The organism is Streptomyces sp. NPDC048461, from assembly GCF_055587105.1.
The window spans coordinates 1-16602 of sequence record NZ_JBVJGW010000022.1; the positions used below are offsets into that span (position 1 = coordinate 1).

At 72.9% G+C, this 16602-nt stretch carries 17 protein-coding genes; 9 read left to right on the top strand and 8 right to left on the bottom strand.

From position 1 onward, the window contains the following. A partial coding sequence (locus ACZ6S8_RS29755) for a hydrophobic protein (protein ID WP_469460622.1) occupies window positions 1-131 on the bottom strand: 131 nt, incomplete at its 3' end. A 980-nt stretch (window positions 132-1111) separates the two neighbouring features. Between ACZ6S8_RS29755 and ACZ6S8_RS29760 the strand changes: the two genes are divergently transcribed. Then, entirely contained in the window at window positions 1112-1810 is a 699-nt protein-coding gene (locus ACZ6S8_RS29760; RefSeq protein WP_469460506.1) for an HAD family hydrolase, read from the top strand. An 82-nt stretch (window positions 1811-1892) separates the two neighbouring features. Here the strand turns inward: ACZ6S8_RS29760 and ACZ6S8_RS29765 are convergent, their stop codons facing one another. Then, entirely contained in the window at window positions 1893-2339 is a 447-nt protein-coding gene (locus ACZ6S8_RS29765; protein ID WP_469460507.1) for a DUF3592 domain-containing protein, read from the bottom strand. A gap of 171 nt (window positions 2340-2510) precedes the next feature. Between ACZ6S8_RS29765 and ACZ6S8_RS29770 the strand changes: the two genes are divergently transcribed. Next, complete coding sequence (locus tag ACZ6S8_RS29770; RefSeq protein ID WP_469460508.1) at window positions 2511-2951, top strand: hypothetical protein; 441 nt, start codon at window positions 2511-2513, stop codon at window positions 2949-2951. A gap of 153 nt (window positions 2952-3104) precedes the next feature. Here the strand turns inward: ACZ6S8_RS29770 and ACZ6S8_RS29775 are convergent, their stop codons facing one another. The 3 genes from ACZ6S8_RS29775 to ACZ6S8_RS29785 form a co-directional block, all read right to left on the bottom strand. Next, the gene (locus ACZ6S8_RS29775) at window positions 3105-4022 is read right to left on the bottom strand and encodes a helix-turn-helix domain-containing protein (RefSeq protein ID WP_469460509.1); all 918 of its coding nucleotides are present in this window, start codon (window positions 4020-4022) and stop codon (window positions 3105-3107) included. Window positions 4023-4071: 49 nt separating this feature from the next. Continuing rightward, window positions 4072-5829 carry an immunity 49 family protein gene (locus ACZ6S8_RS29780; protein WP_469460510.1) on the bottom strand — a complete coding sequence of 586 codons (1758 nt, stop codon included), beginning with the start codon at window positions 5827-5829 and terminating at the stop codon, window positions 4072-4074. Between the two features lie 103 nt (window positions 5830-5932). Continuing rightward, window positions 5933-7441, bottom strand: a complete 1509-nt coding sequence (locus ACZ6S8_RS29785; RefSeq protein ID WP_469460511.1) for a DUF4246 domain-containing protein — start codon at window positions 7439-7441, stop codon at window positions 5933-5935. Between the two features lie 170 nt (window positions 7442-7611). Here ACZ6S8_RS29785 and ACZ6S8_RS29790 point away from each other — a divergent pair, with 170 nt between their 5' ends. After that, complete coding sequence (locus ACZ6S8_RS29790; RefSeq protein WP_469460512.1) at window positions 7612-8115, top strand: hypothetical protein; 504 nt, start codon at window positions 7612-7614, stop codon at window positions 8113-8115. Window positions 8116-8166: 51 nt separating this feature from the next. On the opposite strand, the gene ACZ6S8_RS29795 is transcribed toward ACZ6S8_RS29790, so the two are convergent. Next, window positions 8167-8913, bottom strand: coding sequence for a GntR family transcriptional regulator (locus ACZ6S8_RS29795; protein WP_469460513.1), 747 nt, complete (start codon window positions 8911-8913; stop codon window positions 8167-8169). Between the two features lie 239 nt (window positions 8914-9152). Here ACZ6S8_RS29795 and ACZ6S8_RS29800 point away from each other — a divergent pair, with 239 nt between their 5' ends. The 6 genes from ACZ6S8_RS29800 (at window position 9153) to ACZ6S8_RS29825 (ending at window position 14752) form a co-directional block, all read left to right on the top strand. Next, window positions 9153-10319: an ABC transporter substrate-binding protein gene (locus ACZ6S8_RS29800; RefSeq protein ID WP_469460514.1), complete on the top strand. Its 1167-nt coding sequence runs from the start codon at window positions 9153-9155 to the stop codon at window positions 10317-10319. Next, window positions 10319-11224 (top strand): ABC transporter permease, encoded by a 906-nt coding sequence (locus ACZ6S8_RS29805; protein ID WP_469460515.1) that lies wholly within the window; start codon window positions 10319-10321, stop codon window positions 11222-11224. Before ACZ6S8_RS29800 ends, ACZ6S8_RS29805 begins: the two co-directional genes overlap by 1 nt. Further along, window positions 11212-12138, top strand: coding sequence for an ABC transporter permease (locus ACZ6S8_RS29810; protein ID WP_469460516.1), 927 nt, complete (start codon window positions 11212-11214; stop codon window positions 12136-12138). The genes ACZ6S8_RS29805 and ACZ6S8_RS29810 overlap by 13 nt, the downstream gene beginning before the upstream one ends. 4 nt (window positions 12139-12142) lie before the next feature. Continuing rightward, entirely contained in the window at window positions 12143-13246 is a 1104-nt protein-coding gene (locus ACZ6S8_RS29815; RefSeq protein WP_469460517.1) for an ABC transporter ATP-binding protein, read from the top strand. Further along, window positions 13243-13908, top strand: a complete 666-nt coding sequence (locus tag ACZ6S8_RS29820; protein WP_469460518.1) for an HAD family hydrolase — start codon at window positions 13243-13245, stop codon at window positions 13906-13908. Before ACZ6S8_RS29815 ends, ACZ6S8_RS29820 begins: the two co-directional genes overlap by 4 nt. A gap of 67 nt (window positions 13909-13975) precedes the next feature. Next, complete coding sequence (locus tag ACZ6S8_RS29825) at window positions 13976-14752, top strand: GntR family transcriptional regulator (RefSeq protein ID WP_469460519.1); 777 nt, start codon at window positions 13976-13978, stop codon at window positions 14750-14752. On the opposite strand, the gene ACZ6S8_RS29830 is transcribed toward ACZ6S8_RS29825, so the two are convergent. Next, window positions 14742-15305, bottom strand: coding sequence for a phosphonate degradation HD-domain oxygenase (locus tag ACZ6S8_RS29830; RefSeq protein ID WP_469460520.1), 564 nt, complete (start codon window positions 15303-15305; stop codon window positions 14742-14744). The genes ACZ6S8_RS29825 and ACZ6S8_RS29830 overlap by 11 nt on opposite strands. Next, on the bottom strand, window positions 15302-16468 hold the full coding sequence (gene tmpA / locus ACZ6S8_RS29835; protein ID WP_469460521.1) for a 2-trimethylaminoethylphosphonate dioxygenase: 1167 nt from the start codon (window positions 16466-16468) through the stop codon (window positions 15302-15304). The genes ACZ6S8_RS29830 and tmpA overlap by 4 nt, the downstream gene beginning before the upstream one ends. Window positions 16469-16602: the final 134 nt, after the last annotated feature.

Sequence of the window (16602 nt, forward strand, 5' to 3'; positions counted from 1 at the left end):
TTGGGGCGGGCGACGAAGCCGACCAGCCACAGGACCAGGACGGCGATGGCGACCCACCAGAGAATCTTCACCGCGAAACCCGCGCCGAAGAGGATAAGTGCCAGCAGAAGAACGAGAAGCAGGGGAACCATAGTTATCAACCTCCGAGGCACCGTGTGCCCGACCCCGCCCCCACCATGCACATGATCCTATGCGTTTCTTATCCGCAGGCGGGGGCATGGGGGCCGCCCGGAGGGCATGTGGGCCGACCGGTGCGACGCAAGGCGCTTCCCACGCGGCCTGTCGAGCGCGGCCGAGCGCCCCTCTTACGCGGAGCTCGATTACCTCCTCGTCAACCGCATGAAAATCTGTGACGGCCAGAGTAGACATTGCTCGATGACGTGGTTATGGTTTCTCTCGTAGCCCAGAGAGACCGAAGGGCCTGGCAGAGACGAACTGCCGGGCAATCAGTATCGAAGTACCCGTAGTTGCAGTGCGGTGCGGTGGTGGAGTGTCGGAGCCAGGGTTTGTGCAGGTCGGCGACGGGACTGGTCACCGGACCGGGTGGCCCGCAGTCATCAGGGGCCGCCGCAAGCAGTACCGCAGTCGATGCGGTGGTGCAGTACCCAGCAGCGAAGTCAGTGGGCAGTGCCTCGGTGAAGGCGTCGGGCTGCGGACGCGCGCACCGGGAGGTTCGGCAGTGGGGTTCCAAGCCAGAGCAGACGCAGGATGGGCGACGGGGCTGGCTGCCGGAAGCGTGGCGCTAGGTCAGGTCACGAGCAGTTCCCAGTGGTGAGTAGTTGATCGTCCGAGGGATGAACGGAGGAATGGGGCGCCATCAGGATCGCCCGGGCCGAGGTCTGAGTCCGGGTACCGCAGGACATCGATAGTGAGGTGGTCTCCGGTCGAGCAACAGCGATCCCCGTACACCCGACGGCATTCCGGTCGGGCACGCGGGTAAGTAGGCCGGCGCGTTATCAGGGCCGGCAGATGGTGTAGCAGTTCCTTCGGGGCCCGGGTGCCACAGGCGCCCGGGCCCCTCCATGCGTTCCCCAGAGGGGTGCGATGCGGTGCGCGGACCGTTCTTCACCCGCGTACGGGTCTGTCCGCAGCCGACCAGTACGCTCGCGGCATGATCAAAGGGGTGATGTTCGACTTCTCCGGGACCCTGCTGCGCATCGAGTCGACCGAGGAGTGGCTCGGCGCGGTCCTGGCGTCGGCCGGCCTCCCGTCGACCGGCGAGGAGTTCGCCTGCCTGGTGCAACGCCTGACGGAGTACGGAGCACTTCCAGGCGGACCGGCACCCCGGCACGTGCCCGCGCACCTCGAAGCAATGTGGCGCGAGCGGGACCTGAGCGCCGATCAACACCGCGTCGTGTACACGGCATTGGCCCAGGAGGCCGGACTGCCGGCGCCGGAGCTGGCGCAGGCGCTCTACGACCGCCATATGACGCCTGCCGCCTGGCGGCCCTACCCGGACACCGAACCCACGCTGCGCGAGCTGCGCCGGCGAGGGATCCCGGTGGCCGTGGTGAGCAACATCGGATGGGACCTCCGGCCCGTGTTCCGCACGCACGGACTGGACGGCCTGGTCGACGCCTATCTGCTCTCCTTCGAGCTGGGCACGCAGAAACCCGACCCGGTGATCTTCCGGACCGCTTGCGAACGGCTCGGCCTGGCACCCGCCGAAGTGCTGATGGTCGGCGACGACCGCATCGCGGACGGCGGTGCGCAGGCCCTGGGGTGCGCCGTGCGCTTCGTCGACCATCTCCCGGTCGATCAGCGCCCGAGCGCATTGACGCAGGTCCTGGGACTGCTCGGCCCCTCGTAGCCGGACAGCGCTGCCGCGCTGCGGGTTCCAAGGGGCGCCGCGGACGGTCGGATCGGGGGACGCGTGTGCCGGAGGCGAGATGTCAGGGCAGTCCGACCAGTCCGAGCAGTGTGACCAGGAACCCGAGCAGCCCGAGGACCACCAGGAACACGAGGGTCAGCACGGTGCGCACGGTGCCCGGGCCCGCTTCGGCGAGGACGGCGCGTTCCGGGCTCGACGGGAGGTAGCGCAGTCGCACCTGCGCACCCAGGGGCCTTCGCCTGCCGGTTTCCACGTCGATCCGGTGCGCGCGCCCGTCGGCCGCACGGAAGCCCACGATGGCGTGCTGCAGGCCCGCCCGGCCCTGGTCTCCGGACACGACGTAGGCATCCAGCACCTTGCCCTCGGTGAACAGCCCTTCGTCGAACGTCTTGCGGAGGAACAGCCATCGGCTGCAGGTCCGCACCGCGAGGGCCGCACAGACCGACAGGGCGACGAGCCCGACCGAACTCAGCAGCAGCCGGTACCCGCCCTCGCGTAGGAATTCCATGGTGCCCTTCCCCATCGGCCCACCGCCGGGCCACCGTCCGGGTGCTGCGGGACGGAATCTACCGGCCGTGCTGCCGCCAGGCACCTGGCAGCACCCTCGTCGACCCGTCCCCGGCCCACGTGGACCGGGCCCTGGTACGCGGGTGGCGGCCGGGCAGGCTAGTTTGCTCGGATGAGTCTTCTTGATGATGTGGCCGAGCGCGACGGCTGGCGATGCTGGGTGTGTGACGAGCCGGTCGACCCCGACGAGTCGGTGAACGACCCGCGGGGCCCCAGTGTCGACAGCCGGACCGCCGACCGGAAGGCCAAGGTCGCCGAGCGGCTCGCGCACCGCGGGTGCAACACCCGCAAGGGTGCGGTCAAGGTGGTCATCGCCTGGCCGGAGCGCCTGTACGTGGTCGAACCCGCGCCGCTGATCGCCGTTGCCGACAGGCTGGGGCGCAAGGGCGGCCGCGAGATGGTGGGCCGCTGTCCGACCAGGAAGGACGCCCAAGAGGCGGCGGACTGGCTGGTGGACCGGTTCTCCCGCCTGGTACCGGGGATGCCCGTGACCGCCGACATCGAGCCCGGCGGCGGCCAGTTCCTCGTCATCCTGGCCACCGGCCGCCGCTGACCCGAGATCACTCGCGCCCACCTGCGTCGCGATCGTGGCGATCCGGGCGGTGGGTTCCGGTGTCCGGATCCCCTGGCCCGAGCGGGTGCGATCAGCGTCCCGCCGCCGACCGCCTTCGCGGCGGCCGGCGGCCGGCGCAGGGTCTCTGGCAGTTCAGCCGGGATCCACGGCGGCGCGCAGGGCTCGCGCCAGCCACGCCAGCTCCTCGGTCGCGTCGGGCGAGGCGTACTGTCCGCGTACGCGGGCGGCGAGCCTGCGGTAGCGCTCCGCCTCTGCCGCGATCCCGGCCTCCAGACACACCAGTACGGCGGTGCGATCTGCGTCGCCGAACAACTGGGACAGCACCTCGGCCGCTGCTGCTCCCTCGGGCGCGGTTCCGCGCTCCCTGGCCTCCGCGACGGTCCGCACGACCTGCCGGGCCCACCAGATGGACGCCCCGGGAGGCGGACCCTGCCCGGGGACGGGGGTGCTCAGCTCCAGCAGGGTGCGCATCCGGGTGCGGAAGCCCGCGTCCCGGACCAGCTCGGCCAGTTCGATCCAGGCGTCGACCTGCTCGGGCGTGGGGTCGTCGGGCAGCTCGATGCCGAAGGTGCGCATGCGGTCCCGCAGACGCGGCCCGAGGTCGAGGCCGCCGAACACCTCCTCCTTGAACTCGTCGACGATCTCCTTGCGTTCGGCGGCGGACAGTCGAGCCAATCGGTTCATCAGTGCTGTCTCCTCGGCTGTCGAACCGCGTTTCGAGACGGTGGACAGGACGGCCCGGCTCACCTTGAGGGAGCGGATGCGCGCGTCGATCGCCGCCACGTGCGCGTCGGCGACCTCGGCGACCGTGGCGCGGCCGTTCAGGACGCGGCACACGTCGTCGATCCCGAGGCCCAGCTCCCGCAGGGTGCGGACCAGCTCGACACGGGCCACCGACGCGGCGTCGTACAACCGGTAGCCGCCCGCGGAACGAGCCACGGGGGGCACCGCTCCCTCGTCCGACCAGAAGCGCAGGGTGCGCACCGGAAGCCCGGTGAGGTTCGCGAGACGGCCGATGGTGAGCACGTCGGGGCGTCGTTCGTTTTCCATGCGTCGGATCCTCGACCCTCCAGCCGCTGGAGGGTCAAGGGAAGGGCCCCTAGACAGGCACGGCGGCCCGCAGGAGGTCCTGCGGGAGGTAGGGGGACTCGACGCGGATCGCCCAGCCGCGCCGGCGGGCGTGGCAGGCCAGGGCCAGGATGTCGAGGCTGACGGAGACGTCCGGGCCGTCGGCGCGGTCGGCGACCTGGTAGTAGGCCCGATGGGCTTCGAGCGCGTCGGCCAAGGCGAGGTTGAAGCTTTCCTCGTCGCCCTCCACGAGCTGCGACAGAAGGACGGCCGGCGGCATCGCGAAGCCCCAGTCCTTTGCCTTCTCGGCCTCCTGGAGCGCACGCTGCGCGGCTGCTTCGGGCTCGGCGCCCTTCAGGTAGGCGTGGAGGGCTTCACGGTACGCGGTGCCGGCGGAGCCGTCCGGGCGGGCGAAGGTCGGGCCGGTGAGGACCAGCGGGGCGAGGTCCTCGCGTACGCCGGTGATCAGTGCGAAGGCGGTGGCCGTCTGCCAGTACCCGGGGCCGGCGTCATGGTCCCGCTCCGCCGGATAGCGCAGCGTGCGGCCCGCGACGGTCACCTCGACCTCCGTGCCCGGCTCCGCCAGCGCGATGCGGAACAGGGCCGCCCCGAGACCGGAGGCCAGCCGAAGGGTGGCGAACTGGGCGTCCGTGATGTCGCCGGGGTTCCCCGCCCGCCACTTGAAGAGGCGTTCCTGATCGCCCATGGCGTCGGCGAGGCGCCAGACCGGGAGGGGCCCGCCGTCGACCGGGACGAACGCCTCGCGCAGGTCTTCCTCGTACATGGCCTCGACCCGCGCGATCCCGTCGCGCTCGCACGCCGGCCGTTCCACCACCAGCGGTCCCGCGGCGAGCGCGGCGACCGCGTCGGGCCTCCGGTTGCGGCCGAACCCCGCGACGCGCGGGCCCTGCGTCTCGAAACCGGTGACCAGGGCGTGCGGGAGGTAGTCGGTGCGGACGGCCGGTGCCCAGCCCAGCGTCCGGTACGCGAACGCGGCGAGAGCGAGGGGGACGAGCGGGAGCAGTGAGCTCGCGGGGGCCGCGGGACCCTGCCGGGCGGCGTGCCCGACCAGGAGGCCGGTGAGTATGCCCTCGAAAGCCTCCCGGTCCTCGACGACGAGAGCCCGCAGCGCGTGGAGCGCCGTACTGGCCGGCTGCTCCAGGAGGGGCCGGCCGGTCTCCGCGGCGCGGGCGCGCACACGGTCCAGGGCCGCGTCGACGGCGGCGAGCCTGGCCCGCGCGCTCGGCGGGTACTCCCCGTCGTCGCCCGTGTAGTCCAGGATCACGGCCGTCAACCCGGTGGCGAGTTCGCCGGCGGGCGTGCCCGGCACCCGCGCGGCGAACTTCTGCCGGGCGAAGTGGAAGGCCTCGCCGTGGAACGCGGCCCTGTCCCTGAGGACCGCCAGGCAGAGCGCGTCGATCCACGTTCCGGTCGCGATGCCCTCCTCGGGCGCGTCGTCACCCGGGTCGTAGCCCATGCCGAAGTTCACGTACTCCAGGAAGACGTGGAAGCTGCAGTGCGGGTTGTACGCGGCGTAGGCGACGGCGCCGGCCGCGGCCTCGGAGGCATCCTTGAGGGCGGCCTTGGCCTCCGGGGTGTCGAGGTCGGGCGTCTCGACGGAGAGCGCACCCAGGTAGTCGAGGAACTCCTCCGCGATCGACTGCCACTCGTAGGTGGTCATCCGTCCGGCCCTCGACATGGACCGGACCTGACGCCCGATGCGGTTCGTGAAGTCCTCGCGCGCTGCCGATGTCACGGCCTCGTCCACCTGGTGACGCTCTACTCGCACAGTCCTGCTCCTTGATCGAATCTTCCGACAGCCTAGGCGCGGGGGCTGACAGCGGCCGGCGCCCGGGGAGGCGACCGGTCCGCCGTTCGTCAGGAGGGGAGGCTCAGTGCTCGCAGAGGGAGAATTCCCGTTCGTAGAGCTGCTCGTTGTGTTCGTCGACGAAGAACTTGCGCTCCCGCATGAGTTCTTCGCGATGGCTCTCGGCCTGCTGGAGAGTCATGGTCGTGGTGGCGGACCACGGCTGTTGCGGCGGCACGTCGGACGTCGAGACGATCCGCTGCGACGGGTCGACCAGGAAGAACGCGAGGATCTTGCGGTGCCCCGGGCGGGCGGGGTCGTCCAGGCGGAACGGGCCGACGCGGTGTTGCAGGACGTTCGGGAACGCCAGGCAACGGCCCGCGGGGGTCGAAGCCGATCCCAGCACCTGGTTCAGCGCGTCCTCGTTCTCCAGGCCGTAGACCTCGCGCATGCCGTTGTCGTCGCTCTGCTCGTAATCCGGATCGTCGAGTGCGGTCCGGAAGCTCAGCCGGCTCTCGGTGATGTTCTCGCTGTCCCAGTAGTAGATGCCGGTCGAGACGATCCGCTCGTTCATCATTCCCTCGACGTGCCAGGAACCGCCCGCGTACTCGGGCTTGTCCGGGGTGAGGTGGATGGTGGCGAGCTTGACGATGACCTGGAGACGACGGCCGCGCAGGTCGACCCGGGCGGATGCGCCGGGCAGCTCGGGCGGGGTGAACTCCGGGGCGTCCGGGACGACCGGACGGCGGTTCTCCCACCAGTCGTCCATGGCCTCGTCCCAGGCGTGGCGGGCTTCCGTAAAGGCCGCGTCATCGCTGTACGAGGATCTTTCGGGACGCTCCGGCTCCGACGCGTACCACCCGTAGGGATCGGCCTCGATCCGCAGGGGGCGGGGATGGCGCAGATCGGTGAGTACGTTCTCCAGCAGCGGGAGCATGCGGGCGAACAAGTCCGGCAGCACGGCGGCCAGTTCCCGATGCGTTTGCGGATGGACGTTGTTGACGTACGAACGGAAGGCGACATCGCCGTCGTCACTGACGTCGACGTCCGTGGGCAGCCACTGGAACCTCTCCGAGAACTCGTACTTCGAATAGCGGTCCGTCGGGTTCTGCCAGGCCTCCTCGGGTGCGCCGCTCGCCTCCCGTACCAGGCAGAACAGGGAGGGGTGGACCAGATCCAGCACCTGGCCGTCGGAGCCGGGGTGCCAGTCCTTCTCCGCTTCCGGGACCTGTTCCAGAACCCGCACCGCATCGCGCAGCCGGGACCTGAGCGCGTCGTCGACGAGCGAGTCCGACTGCCACACCCCGTCGACGGCGGACACCTCGACGCCCGTTCGCCCGTCGCGCAGCCCGGCGTAGTGGGCGAGTTCGGCCAGCACGTAGCGGACCTGTGCTTCGGTGAGGCCCTGGTCGACCGCTTCTCGCGTCCACCTGCCGACGATGTCGGCGTCGTTCATCTTCTCGAACCACCCCGGCTTCGCCCGAAGGTGCGAGCTGCACTGCATCATCTGAATTTCCCGCAGCGTTCGGGGTGTCGCGAACGATATGGAACGGGATGCTTGAAAGGGCAGGGGGAAAGCGGGCAGGGCAGACAATTCTCTCGGTCCTCCGAGTCGGTGTGCGGTGGCCGGAAGGATACGTCAGCGCACTGACACCGCAGCCGGGCCCGGGCCGGGTGACCGGCCGCCGAGGGGACGTGTGAGACTCCTGCGTGCGCGGCCGGAACGAACCTCGTCCGGCGGCTGGGCAAGGGGTGGGGCGCAGTATGAACAACAAGCTCAAGGGGCTCGCGGTCGTGACCGCCGGGCTCGGAGTGCTGGTGGCCGGGGGCCTGCTCGCTCCGGACGGCGAAAGCTCCGCCCGCGGCGGCTGGCAGGCGGAGCCTGCCTCGGGGTCGCCTCGGTACACCGGTCCGGACCCGGCTCAGGACGACGTGCTCCAGGACTTCGATTCCGTGGCCGCATCCGCGGGCGTGGGACCCGGCACGCCCCACACCGCGCCGGAGATGCCCGGGTGCGCGGCGGCCCGGAACTACCCCGGCTCGACCAGCGCCACCCAGCTGACCCTGATCCTGGACCGGCTGGCCGACCGCGGCTGGCACATCACCCAACGCCGGACGGCGCCGGTGGCCGTGGCCCTGTCCAAGGGCACCTGGAGCCTGGTCGTCAACCCCGAGCCTCCGGGCGGCCGGACCCACCTCGCCCTCCTGGCGCTCCGGGGCACCCCCGCGTGCGACGAACAGTTCGCCGCATGGGGACGAGCGGCCTGAGGCAGGGGGTCCGGCGGCGGAGCAGGGGTCCGGCGGCGGAGCGGCCTGGGGTCAGTGGTCGCCCGGACGGCGTTCCAGAGGGGTTGCTACCGCTGAGTTGCTCACACTGAAGGTCACGCTGCCGGCCCTGTAACGGTCGTCGGACCACTCGATCGGGCGGGCGGCCGCCGTTGCCGAGACGTGCCGTTGGCGCAAAAGCGGGCTGCCGCGCCGGATCCCCAGGAGGCGGGCGTCCTCGCTGCCCGCCGCGAGGGCGTCGATGAGGTGCTCGCCGTAGTGGGCCACCACCCCGGAGTCCTCGGCCAGGGCGTCCATGACGGACCGGCAGTCCGCCGGCATCGCCTCGACCGCCGCCGCGACCCAGTCGGCGTACGCGGTCCGCTCCACCATCACCGGCTCCCCGTCGAGCAGGCGCAGCCGCAGCACGGCGAGGACCCCGGTGCCCGGCGCCAGGTGCAGCCGGTCCGCCTCCTCGGCCGTGGCGGGCCGGCGGACCCGGGACAGGAAGCGGCTGCCGGCCTCGTGCCCGACGCCCTCGGCCCACTGCGCGAAACTGTTCAACTCGCCGAAGCTGTGCCGCCGCTCGTGCCGCAGGACGATCCGGCGCGCCCCCTGCCGGGAGCCGATCAGGCCCTCCGCGGCGAGCGTGGCGACCGCCTGGCGGACCGTGCCGCGCGAGGCGGACCAGCGGGCCGCCAGATCGCTCTCGGAGGGCAGCTGCCCGCCCACCGGGAGCTCGCCGGAGGCGATCGCCCCGCGCAGCGCGTCGGCGATCTCCAGGTACCGGACCGTGCCCATGCCGTTCGCTCCCTCGTCGCGGTGTGTGCCGGGTGCCGGGATTCCGCACCCCGCCCCTCCATGATCACTCCAGCAGCTCCGGGCACGTCTCCTTCCGGCCATTCTCGTCTCTTCCCCCAGTCGTGCTTCGGGCGACGGGCGCCGTTCACCGTCCGTACAGCGGGCCCGGGCGAACTGGAGCCAACTTGTTCAGACAAGTGATTGCCCCCTTCTTGTTGGATCCGTCTCCGGGAGAGACCGTGCTCAGTTCCTCCGCCCGTCGCGGTGCGGCCGTACTGCTCAGTGCCGCCGTCCTCACCACGCTCAGCGCGTGCGGCGCCGCCCCCGACCCGCAGCCCGCCGGCGCCGCCGGTGACGCGAAGAACGCGAAGCAGCCGGGCGCCGCGACCTCCGCGGCCGACTTCGGCTCCGTGGAGGCCCTCACCGCCGCCGCGCAGAAGGAGGGCCAGCTGAACGTGATCGCGCTGCCCCCGGACTGGGCGAACTACGGCGAGATCATCAAGGCCTTCGAGGCCAAGTACAAGATCAAGGTCAACAGCGAGAACCCGGACGCCTCCAGCTCCGACGAGATCGCCGCCGTCAAGTCCCGCAAGGGCCAGAAGCGCGCCCCCGACGTACTGGACCTCGGCATCGCCTTCGCCCGCAGCGGGGCCGCGGAGAACCTGTTCGCCCCGTACAAGGTCGCCGCCTGGGACAAGATCCCCGCCGGCCAGAAGGACGCCGACGGCCGCTGGTACAACGACTACGGCGGCTACGTCTCCATCGGCTGCGACGCCGCCCGCGTCCCCACCTGCCCGCAGACCTTCGCCGACCTGCTCAAGCCCGAGTACAAGGGCAAGGTCGCCCTCAACGGCAACCCCACCAAGTCCGGCTCCGCCTTCGGCGGCGTGTACGCGGCCGCACTGGCGAACAAGGGCTCCTTCGCCGACATCCAGCCCGGCATCGACTTCTTCGGGCAGCTGAAGAAGAGCGGGAACTTCATCCCCGTCGAGTCCACCCCGGCCACCGTCGAGAAGGGCGAGACGCCCATCTCCATCGACTGGGACTACCTGAACGCCGGCTACGCCGATCAGTTCAAGGGCAAGGGCGTCGACTGGAAGGTCGCCGTCCCCACCGACGGGGTCTTCGCCCAGTTCTACTCGCAGGCCATCAACAAGGAGGCCCCGAACCCGGCGGCCGCCCGCCTGTGGATGGAGTTCCTGTACAGCGCCGAGGGCCAGAACCTGTGGCTCAAGGGCTACGCCCGCCCCGTGCTGCTGCCCGCCATGACCCAGGACGGCACCGCCGACAAGGACGCCGTCGCCAAGCTCCCCCAGGTCCAGGGCACCCCGGCGTTCCCCGCGTCCGAGGAGCTCGACAAGGCCAAGGCCGCCCTCGCCGAGAAGTGGGACAAGGCCCTCTCCTGATGTCCGCCACCTCCACCACCCCCCACCCGGCGGGGACCGCCGGCGGCACCAGCCGCCGCCGGCGGCGCGGCCCGCGCACCTGGCTCGCCGCCCTCCCCCTCCTCGCCTTCACCGGCCTGTGCTTCGGGATCCCGCTCGGCGCCATCGCCTTCGGAGCCGTCACCCGCACCGACCCGGCGACCGGCGCCACCGCACTGACCGGCGAACACCTCGCCCGCTCCCTCCAGGGCCCGTACCTCGGCTCGCTCGTCGGCAGCGTCCAGCTCTCCGCCCTCACCGCACTGATCGGCGGAGTCCTCGGCGTCGTCATCGCGCAGGCCGTGGTCACCTCGGGCTCGGCCGGCCTGCGCGGCGCGGCCCTCACGGCCTCCGGGGTCCTGGCGAACTTCGGCGGCGTTCCGCTCGCCTTCGCCTTCATCGCCACGGTCGGGATCTCCGGAGTCGTCACCCAGCTCGCCGACCTCGGCAGCCTCGGCTGGAACCTGTACTCCTTCACCGGACTGACCGTGGTCTACCTGTACTTCCTCACCCCCCTGATGGTGCTGGTGATCGCCCCCGCCCTGGACGGACTGCGCCCCCAGTGGCGCGAGGCCGCCCAGAACAGCGGGGCCACCGCCGGACAGTTCTGGCGCCACGTCGGCCTGCCGGTGCTCGCCCCCTCGCTGCTCGGCGGGTTCGTCCTGCTCTTCGGCACCGCCTTCGCCGCGCACGCCACGGCGGCGGCCCTCGTCGGCGGATCCGTACCCCTGGTCACCCTGAAGATCGCGGACGCGCTGTCCGGCAACGTGCTCACCGGCCAGGAGAACGTGGCGCTCGCCCTCGGCCTCGACATGATCCTGATCGCCGGCCTGGTCATGGCGGTCTACCTGCCCCTCCAGCGACGGAGCGCCCGATGGCTGCGATGACCCCGACCGCCGCCCGCACGACCCCGCCGGCCGAGGCCGGAACTCCGGCCCCGCGCCCCGCCCCGGCCCGCGCCCGGCGCCGGCCCCGCGTCTGGCGCGGCGCCGTACTCGCCCTCGCGGGCGCCTACTTCGTCCTCCCGCTCCTCGCCTCCTTCGTCTTCACCGTCCACGTGCCCGGGCAGGGGATCTCCTTCGAGGCGTACACCGGTCTGCTCGCCGCCGACGGCTTCACCGAGAGCCTGCTGCTGTCCCTGGGCCTCGCCGCCGCCACCATCGCCCTGTCCCTGCTGCTCGCGGTGCCGGCGCTGGTGGCCGTGCGCATCGGCTCCCCGCGGCTGCGGCCGGTCGTCGAGGTGATGTGCATGCTGCCGCTGGTGGTACCGCCGATCGCCCTGGTCACGGGGATCACCACCGTCCTGCGCTGGGGCCCCGAGCACCTGTCGCGGACCCCGCTCTACCAGACCTTCCTGGCCGTGCAGAACGAGAGCTTCCCGGTCGTCCTGGTCCTCGCCTACACCGTGCTGGCCCTGCCTTTCGTGTACCGGTCGCTCGACGCGGGCCTGCGCGCCGTCGACGTGCCGACCCTGGTCGAGGCCGCCCGCAGCTGCGGCGCGAGCTGGCCGTACGTCGTCCTGCGCGTCCTCCTGCCCAACCTGCGGGCCGCGCTCGCCGGAGCCGCGTTCCTGACCCTCGCCCTGGTCCTCGGCGAGTTCACCATCGCCTCGCTCCTCGGCTTCCAGCCCTTCGCCGTCTGGATCGTGTCGATCTCCGGGGCCCAGGCCCGGATGTCGGTCGCCGTCTCCGTCCTCAGCCTCCTCATCACCTGGCTGCTGCTGCTCGCCCTGTCCCGGGCCGGCACCGCTCCGTCCACGGCCGCGGCCGCACCCGCCACCACCTCCCGCAAGGAATCCTGAGCCCATGTCCACCACGCCCACCACCGCCCCCGCGGCCCCGGCGCCCGCCGACTCCGCCGCCCCCGCGGGCGCGCGCGTCGAATTCCGGGCCCTGCGCCGGGCGTTCGGCTCCACCGTCGCGCTGGACGGCCTCGACCTCACCGTCGAGCCCGGTGAACTCCTGGCCCTGCTCGGCCCGTCGGGCTGCGGGAAGACCACGGCCCTGCGCGTGATCGCCGGCTTCGAGCAGCCCGACTCCGGCGAAGTCCTCGTCGACGGAAGGGACATCACCCGCGTCCCGGCCAACCGCCGCGACGCCGGCATGGTGTTCCAGTCGTACAGCCTCTTCCCGAACCTCAGCGCCCGCGACAACGTCGCCTTCGGCCTGTGCGTCCGCAAGGTCGGCGCGGCGCAGCGCCGCGAGCGCGCCGCCGAACTGCTCGACCTGGTGGGCCTGCCGGACCACGGCGACCGCTACCCGCACCAGATGTCCGGCGGCCAGCAGCAGCGCGTCGCACTGGCCCGCGCCCTGGCGCTGCGCCCGCGCGTGCTCCTGCTCGACGAGCCGCTCTCCGCGCTGGATGCGAAGGTACGGGCGAACCTGCGCGAGGAGATCCGCAGGCTCCAGCTGTCCCTGGGCATCACCACCGTGTTCGTCACCCACGACCAGGAGGAGGCGCTGTCGATGGCCGACCGGGTCGCGGTCCTGAACGCGGGGAAACTGGAGCAGTGCGCGGCCCCGGCCGAGCTGTACGAGCGCCCCTCGACGCCGTTCGTGGCCGAGTTCGTCGGCACCATGAACCGGCTGCCCGGACGGCTCGCGGGCTCCGGCCTCGTGGAGGTGGCGGGCGTACGGCTGCCCGTGGACGGCCCGGTACCGGCCACCACGGAGGTCGAGGTCCTCGTACGCCCCGAGAACGTGACGGCGAGCGCCGACCCCGACGGCGACGCCACCGTCGTCTCCGCCTCCTTCTTCGGCTCCGTCACCCGGCTCCACCTCGAACTCCCCGGCGGCGTCCGGGTCAAGGCGGACCTGCCCTCGCGGGACGCGGGCGCCCTGGCGCCCGGAACGCGCGCCGCGATGGGGCTGGCCGAGCGGCCGGTGCTCGTCGTGGCGGGGTCCGCGTGAACGCCCTCGGAGCGGTCCTGTTCGACATGGACGGCACGCTCGTCGACACCGAGGTGCTGTGGTGGCGGACCGCCGAGCGGACCGCCCGGGAGCTGGGCTACGCGCTGAGCGACGCGGACGCGCCGGAGGTGGTCGGCCGGGCCGTGCGGGACACCGCCGCCCACCTGGTACGCGCCGCGGGCGCGGGCGACGCGGCCGAGGTCGCCGCCGCGCTCACCCGGGACTTCTTCCGCCGGGTCGACGCCGGCGCGCCCCTACGTCCCGGAGCCCGGCGGCTGTTGGCCGCACTGGAGGCCGAGGGCGTACCGTTCGCGCTGGTCAGCGCCTCGCCGCGGGTGGTCGTGGACTCGGTGGTGGGCGGTTCGCTGGCCGGCGTCCCCTTCGCGTTCACCGTGTCCGCCGACGACACCGAGCGCACCAAGCCGCACCCGGACCCCTACCGGGCCGCCGCCGCCCGGCTGGGCCTCGCACCCGGGCGGTGCGTGGCGGTGGAGGACTCGCCGGACGGCGCCGCCTCCGCGGAGGCCGCCGGATGCGGGGTCCTGGTGGTGCCGTCGCTCCTCGCGGTCCCGGCGTCGGCGGCGCGCACCTTCGCCGCCTCGTTGGAGGAGGTCACCCCGGAACTGCTGCGGCGGTGCCTGGGAGCACCGGCCCGGGCGTGAGCCGGCCGACGGTCCGCAGACCCTCTCCGCGTCCCGGCCGTCCCGGCGGGCGTGGCAGGCTGGGTCCGTGAACCAGGCACCGGAACCGGCCCCGCCGGCACCCCGCCGGACCCCGCTCCACGTCGGGCTCGCCGCGGACCTGCGGGCCGCCATCGCGGCGGGGGAGTACGGGTCCGGGGCCAGACTGCCCGCCGAGGACGAACTGGCCCGTCGGCACGGCGTGTCCAGGGGTACGGTCCGCCAGGCGCTCGGCGCCCTGCGCGCCGACGGCCTGATCACCTCCCGCCGCGGCACCCGCCGGGTGGTCCTGGCCGGCCCCGGGGCACAGGGCGACGTCGCCGAGCTGCGGAGCTTCACGCGCTGGGCGCGTTCGCTGGGCGAGCGGCCCGGCGGCCGGACCGTGTCCGTCGACCGGGGCGCGGCCGACGCCGAGGAGGCGGAGCGGCTGCGGATCGCACCCGGCGCCGAGGTCTACCGCGTCCTGAGGCTGCGCACGCTCTCCGGCGCCCCCGTGATGGTGGAGCGTACGGCGTACACCGGGGCGGTCGGCGCGCTCGTCGCGCGGATGCCGCCGGACACGGTGTCGTACTCCGAACAACTCGCGCTGCACGGCGTGCTGTTCACCGACGCCCAGCACACCATCGACCTCGCCCTCGCGGATGCGGACGACGCCCGGCTGCTGGGTTGCCGGCCCGGGGAGGCGCTGCTGCGGGAGCGGCGCCGCTCCACCGACCCGGCGGGCGTCCCGGTGGAGTGGTCGCAGGACCGCTACCTCCCCGGCACGGTGGCCTTCACCGTGCACAGTACGGCGGCCGGCGCGCTCGGCCGGCGGCTCAGCCCCTGAGCAGGAGCCGCTCCAGCAACGGCCTGAAGTGCGCGAAGTCCGGGGTCGCCCGGTCCGGGTCCTTCGCCTCCTCGTCCCAGCGCCGCACGGCCACCGCGTCGGCCGCGCCCGGGAGGCCCTCGAAGGCGCGGGCCTGCGCCTCGGTCATCGGGCCGCCCTGCACCCGCAGCGTGTGCACGGAGGCCTCGGAGAGCAGGGCGGAGTACCCCGGCTCGACCGCGCACAGGTACCGCTTGGCGGCCACGTGCAGACGCACCGGCCCCGTCACCTCCGGCCCGAACCAGCGGGCCAGCCAGTCGGCCCCGGTGTGACTGTGCCGGTTGTCCAGGCCGCCCTCCATCAGGTCGCGGCCGCTCACGGCCCCGTGGAAGTGCCCCACGTCGTGCAGCAGCGCGGCGGCCACGAGGTGGTCGGGGGCGCCGGCGTCCTCGGCCAGCGCGGCCGCCTGGAGCATGTGCCCGGCCTGGGTGACGGCCTCCCCGAGGTACTCGGCGCCGCCCTCGCCCGCGAAGAGCGCGGCGATCAGGTCGAGCGGGGGCGCGTCGCCGTTCACGCGGCGCCTCCCGCGCGGCGCAGGACGGCAAGGGCGGAGAGGAGGCCGTCCAGGTCGGCGTACGCCCCCTGCAGGTGGCGCTCGCCCGACTCGGCGAAGGCCGTACGGGCGTGCAGCAGGCGGGTGTTGTCGAAGACGACGCAGTCGCCGGGCGCGAGCCGGAAGTCCAGCCGCAGTGCCGGGCGGAGCAGGATCTCCCCGAAGCTCCGGTAGGCGGCGTAGAACGCGTCGACCGCGTCGGCGGGCCCGTGCAGGGTGCCGATGGAGCGGTTGTTGAAGCGGATCTCGCGGATGCGGCCGAGGGGGTCCACTTCGATCAGCGGACGCTCGGCGCGCAGCTCGGTGTGCGCGTCGGCGAACACGAACTCCACGGGCGTGCGGGCCAGTACGGCGAAGGCGTCCGGGTCCTGCGCGCGCAGCAGCGCGGCGGCGTGGAAGCCGTCCACGAGCCCGGAGTCACCGCCGGGCGCCCCGTTGGTCAGGCAGTGCAGCAGCTGGAGCGTGGGCACCGGGTCCCGGTAGGGGTTGTCGGTGTGCGGGGCGATGCCGGCGCCGGTGAAGGCCAGGTTGGTGGGAGCGGCCTCGACGCGCACCTCGAAGAGCTCGCCGTAGTTCGTCGCGCGCACGAAGCCGAACGTCCGGGCCACGTCGAGCACCGCACGGTCCCGGATCGGCACGTCCCGCAGCAGCGCGAACCCGAGCCGCGCCACGCCCTCCAGTACCTCCTCGCGCACCCGCGGATCGCTCCGGTACGCCTCCCAGCCGGCTTCCGGCACCCGCCCCCGCAGGTCCGCCGCGGCCCACAGCTCCTTGTCGGCCTCGGTCCGGCCGTCGCCGGGCAGACCCCGGCCGGCGGCGCCCCCGCCGTCGCCGCGGCCCCCGGCGGGAGCGCCCGGCGCATGGGCGGCGAGCCATGCGGCGTCGTACACGGACCGGTGGCCGTCCGGCTCCCACACCACCTCCCAGCCGGGCCCGCCCCCGGCGGCCGGCACGCACGCGCGCACCTCGCCGACGGCCAGGCCGGAGGGCAGGTCGGTGATCTGGAACAGCTTCTGGCCGTTGCGCGGATCGCGGCACGCGCCGCAGGGGCAGTTGTCGCGCAGCCAGGGCGCCGGCGGATCGGTGATCGCCGTCGCGGGCGTCGCGGGCGTCGATGGGGTCATGGGACGCTCCCGTCCTCGTCTCGCAGAGTTGTCTGTACAACTCCGTCCCCCGGCATGCTGGCAGCCCCGGGTGACGGCCACGTGGCTCCGAGGGGAAGGGCGGGGGCGGGGGTGCGCGGGCGGCCGGCCGGGAG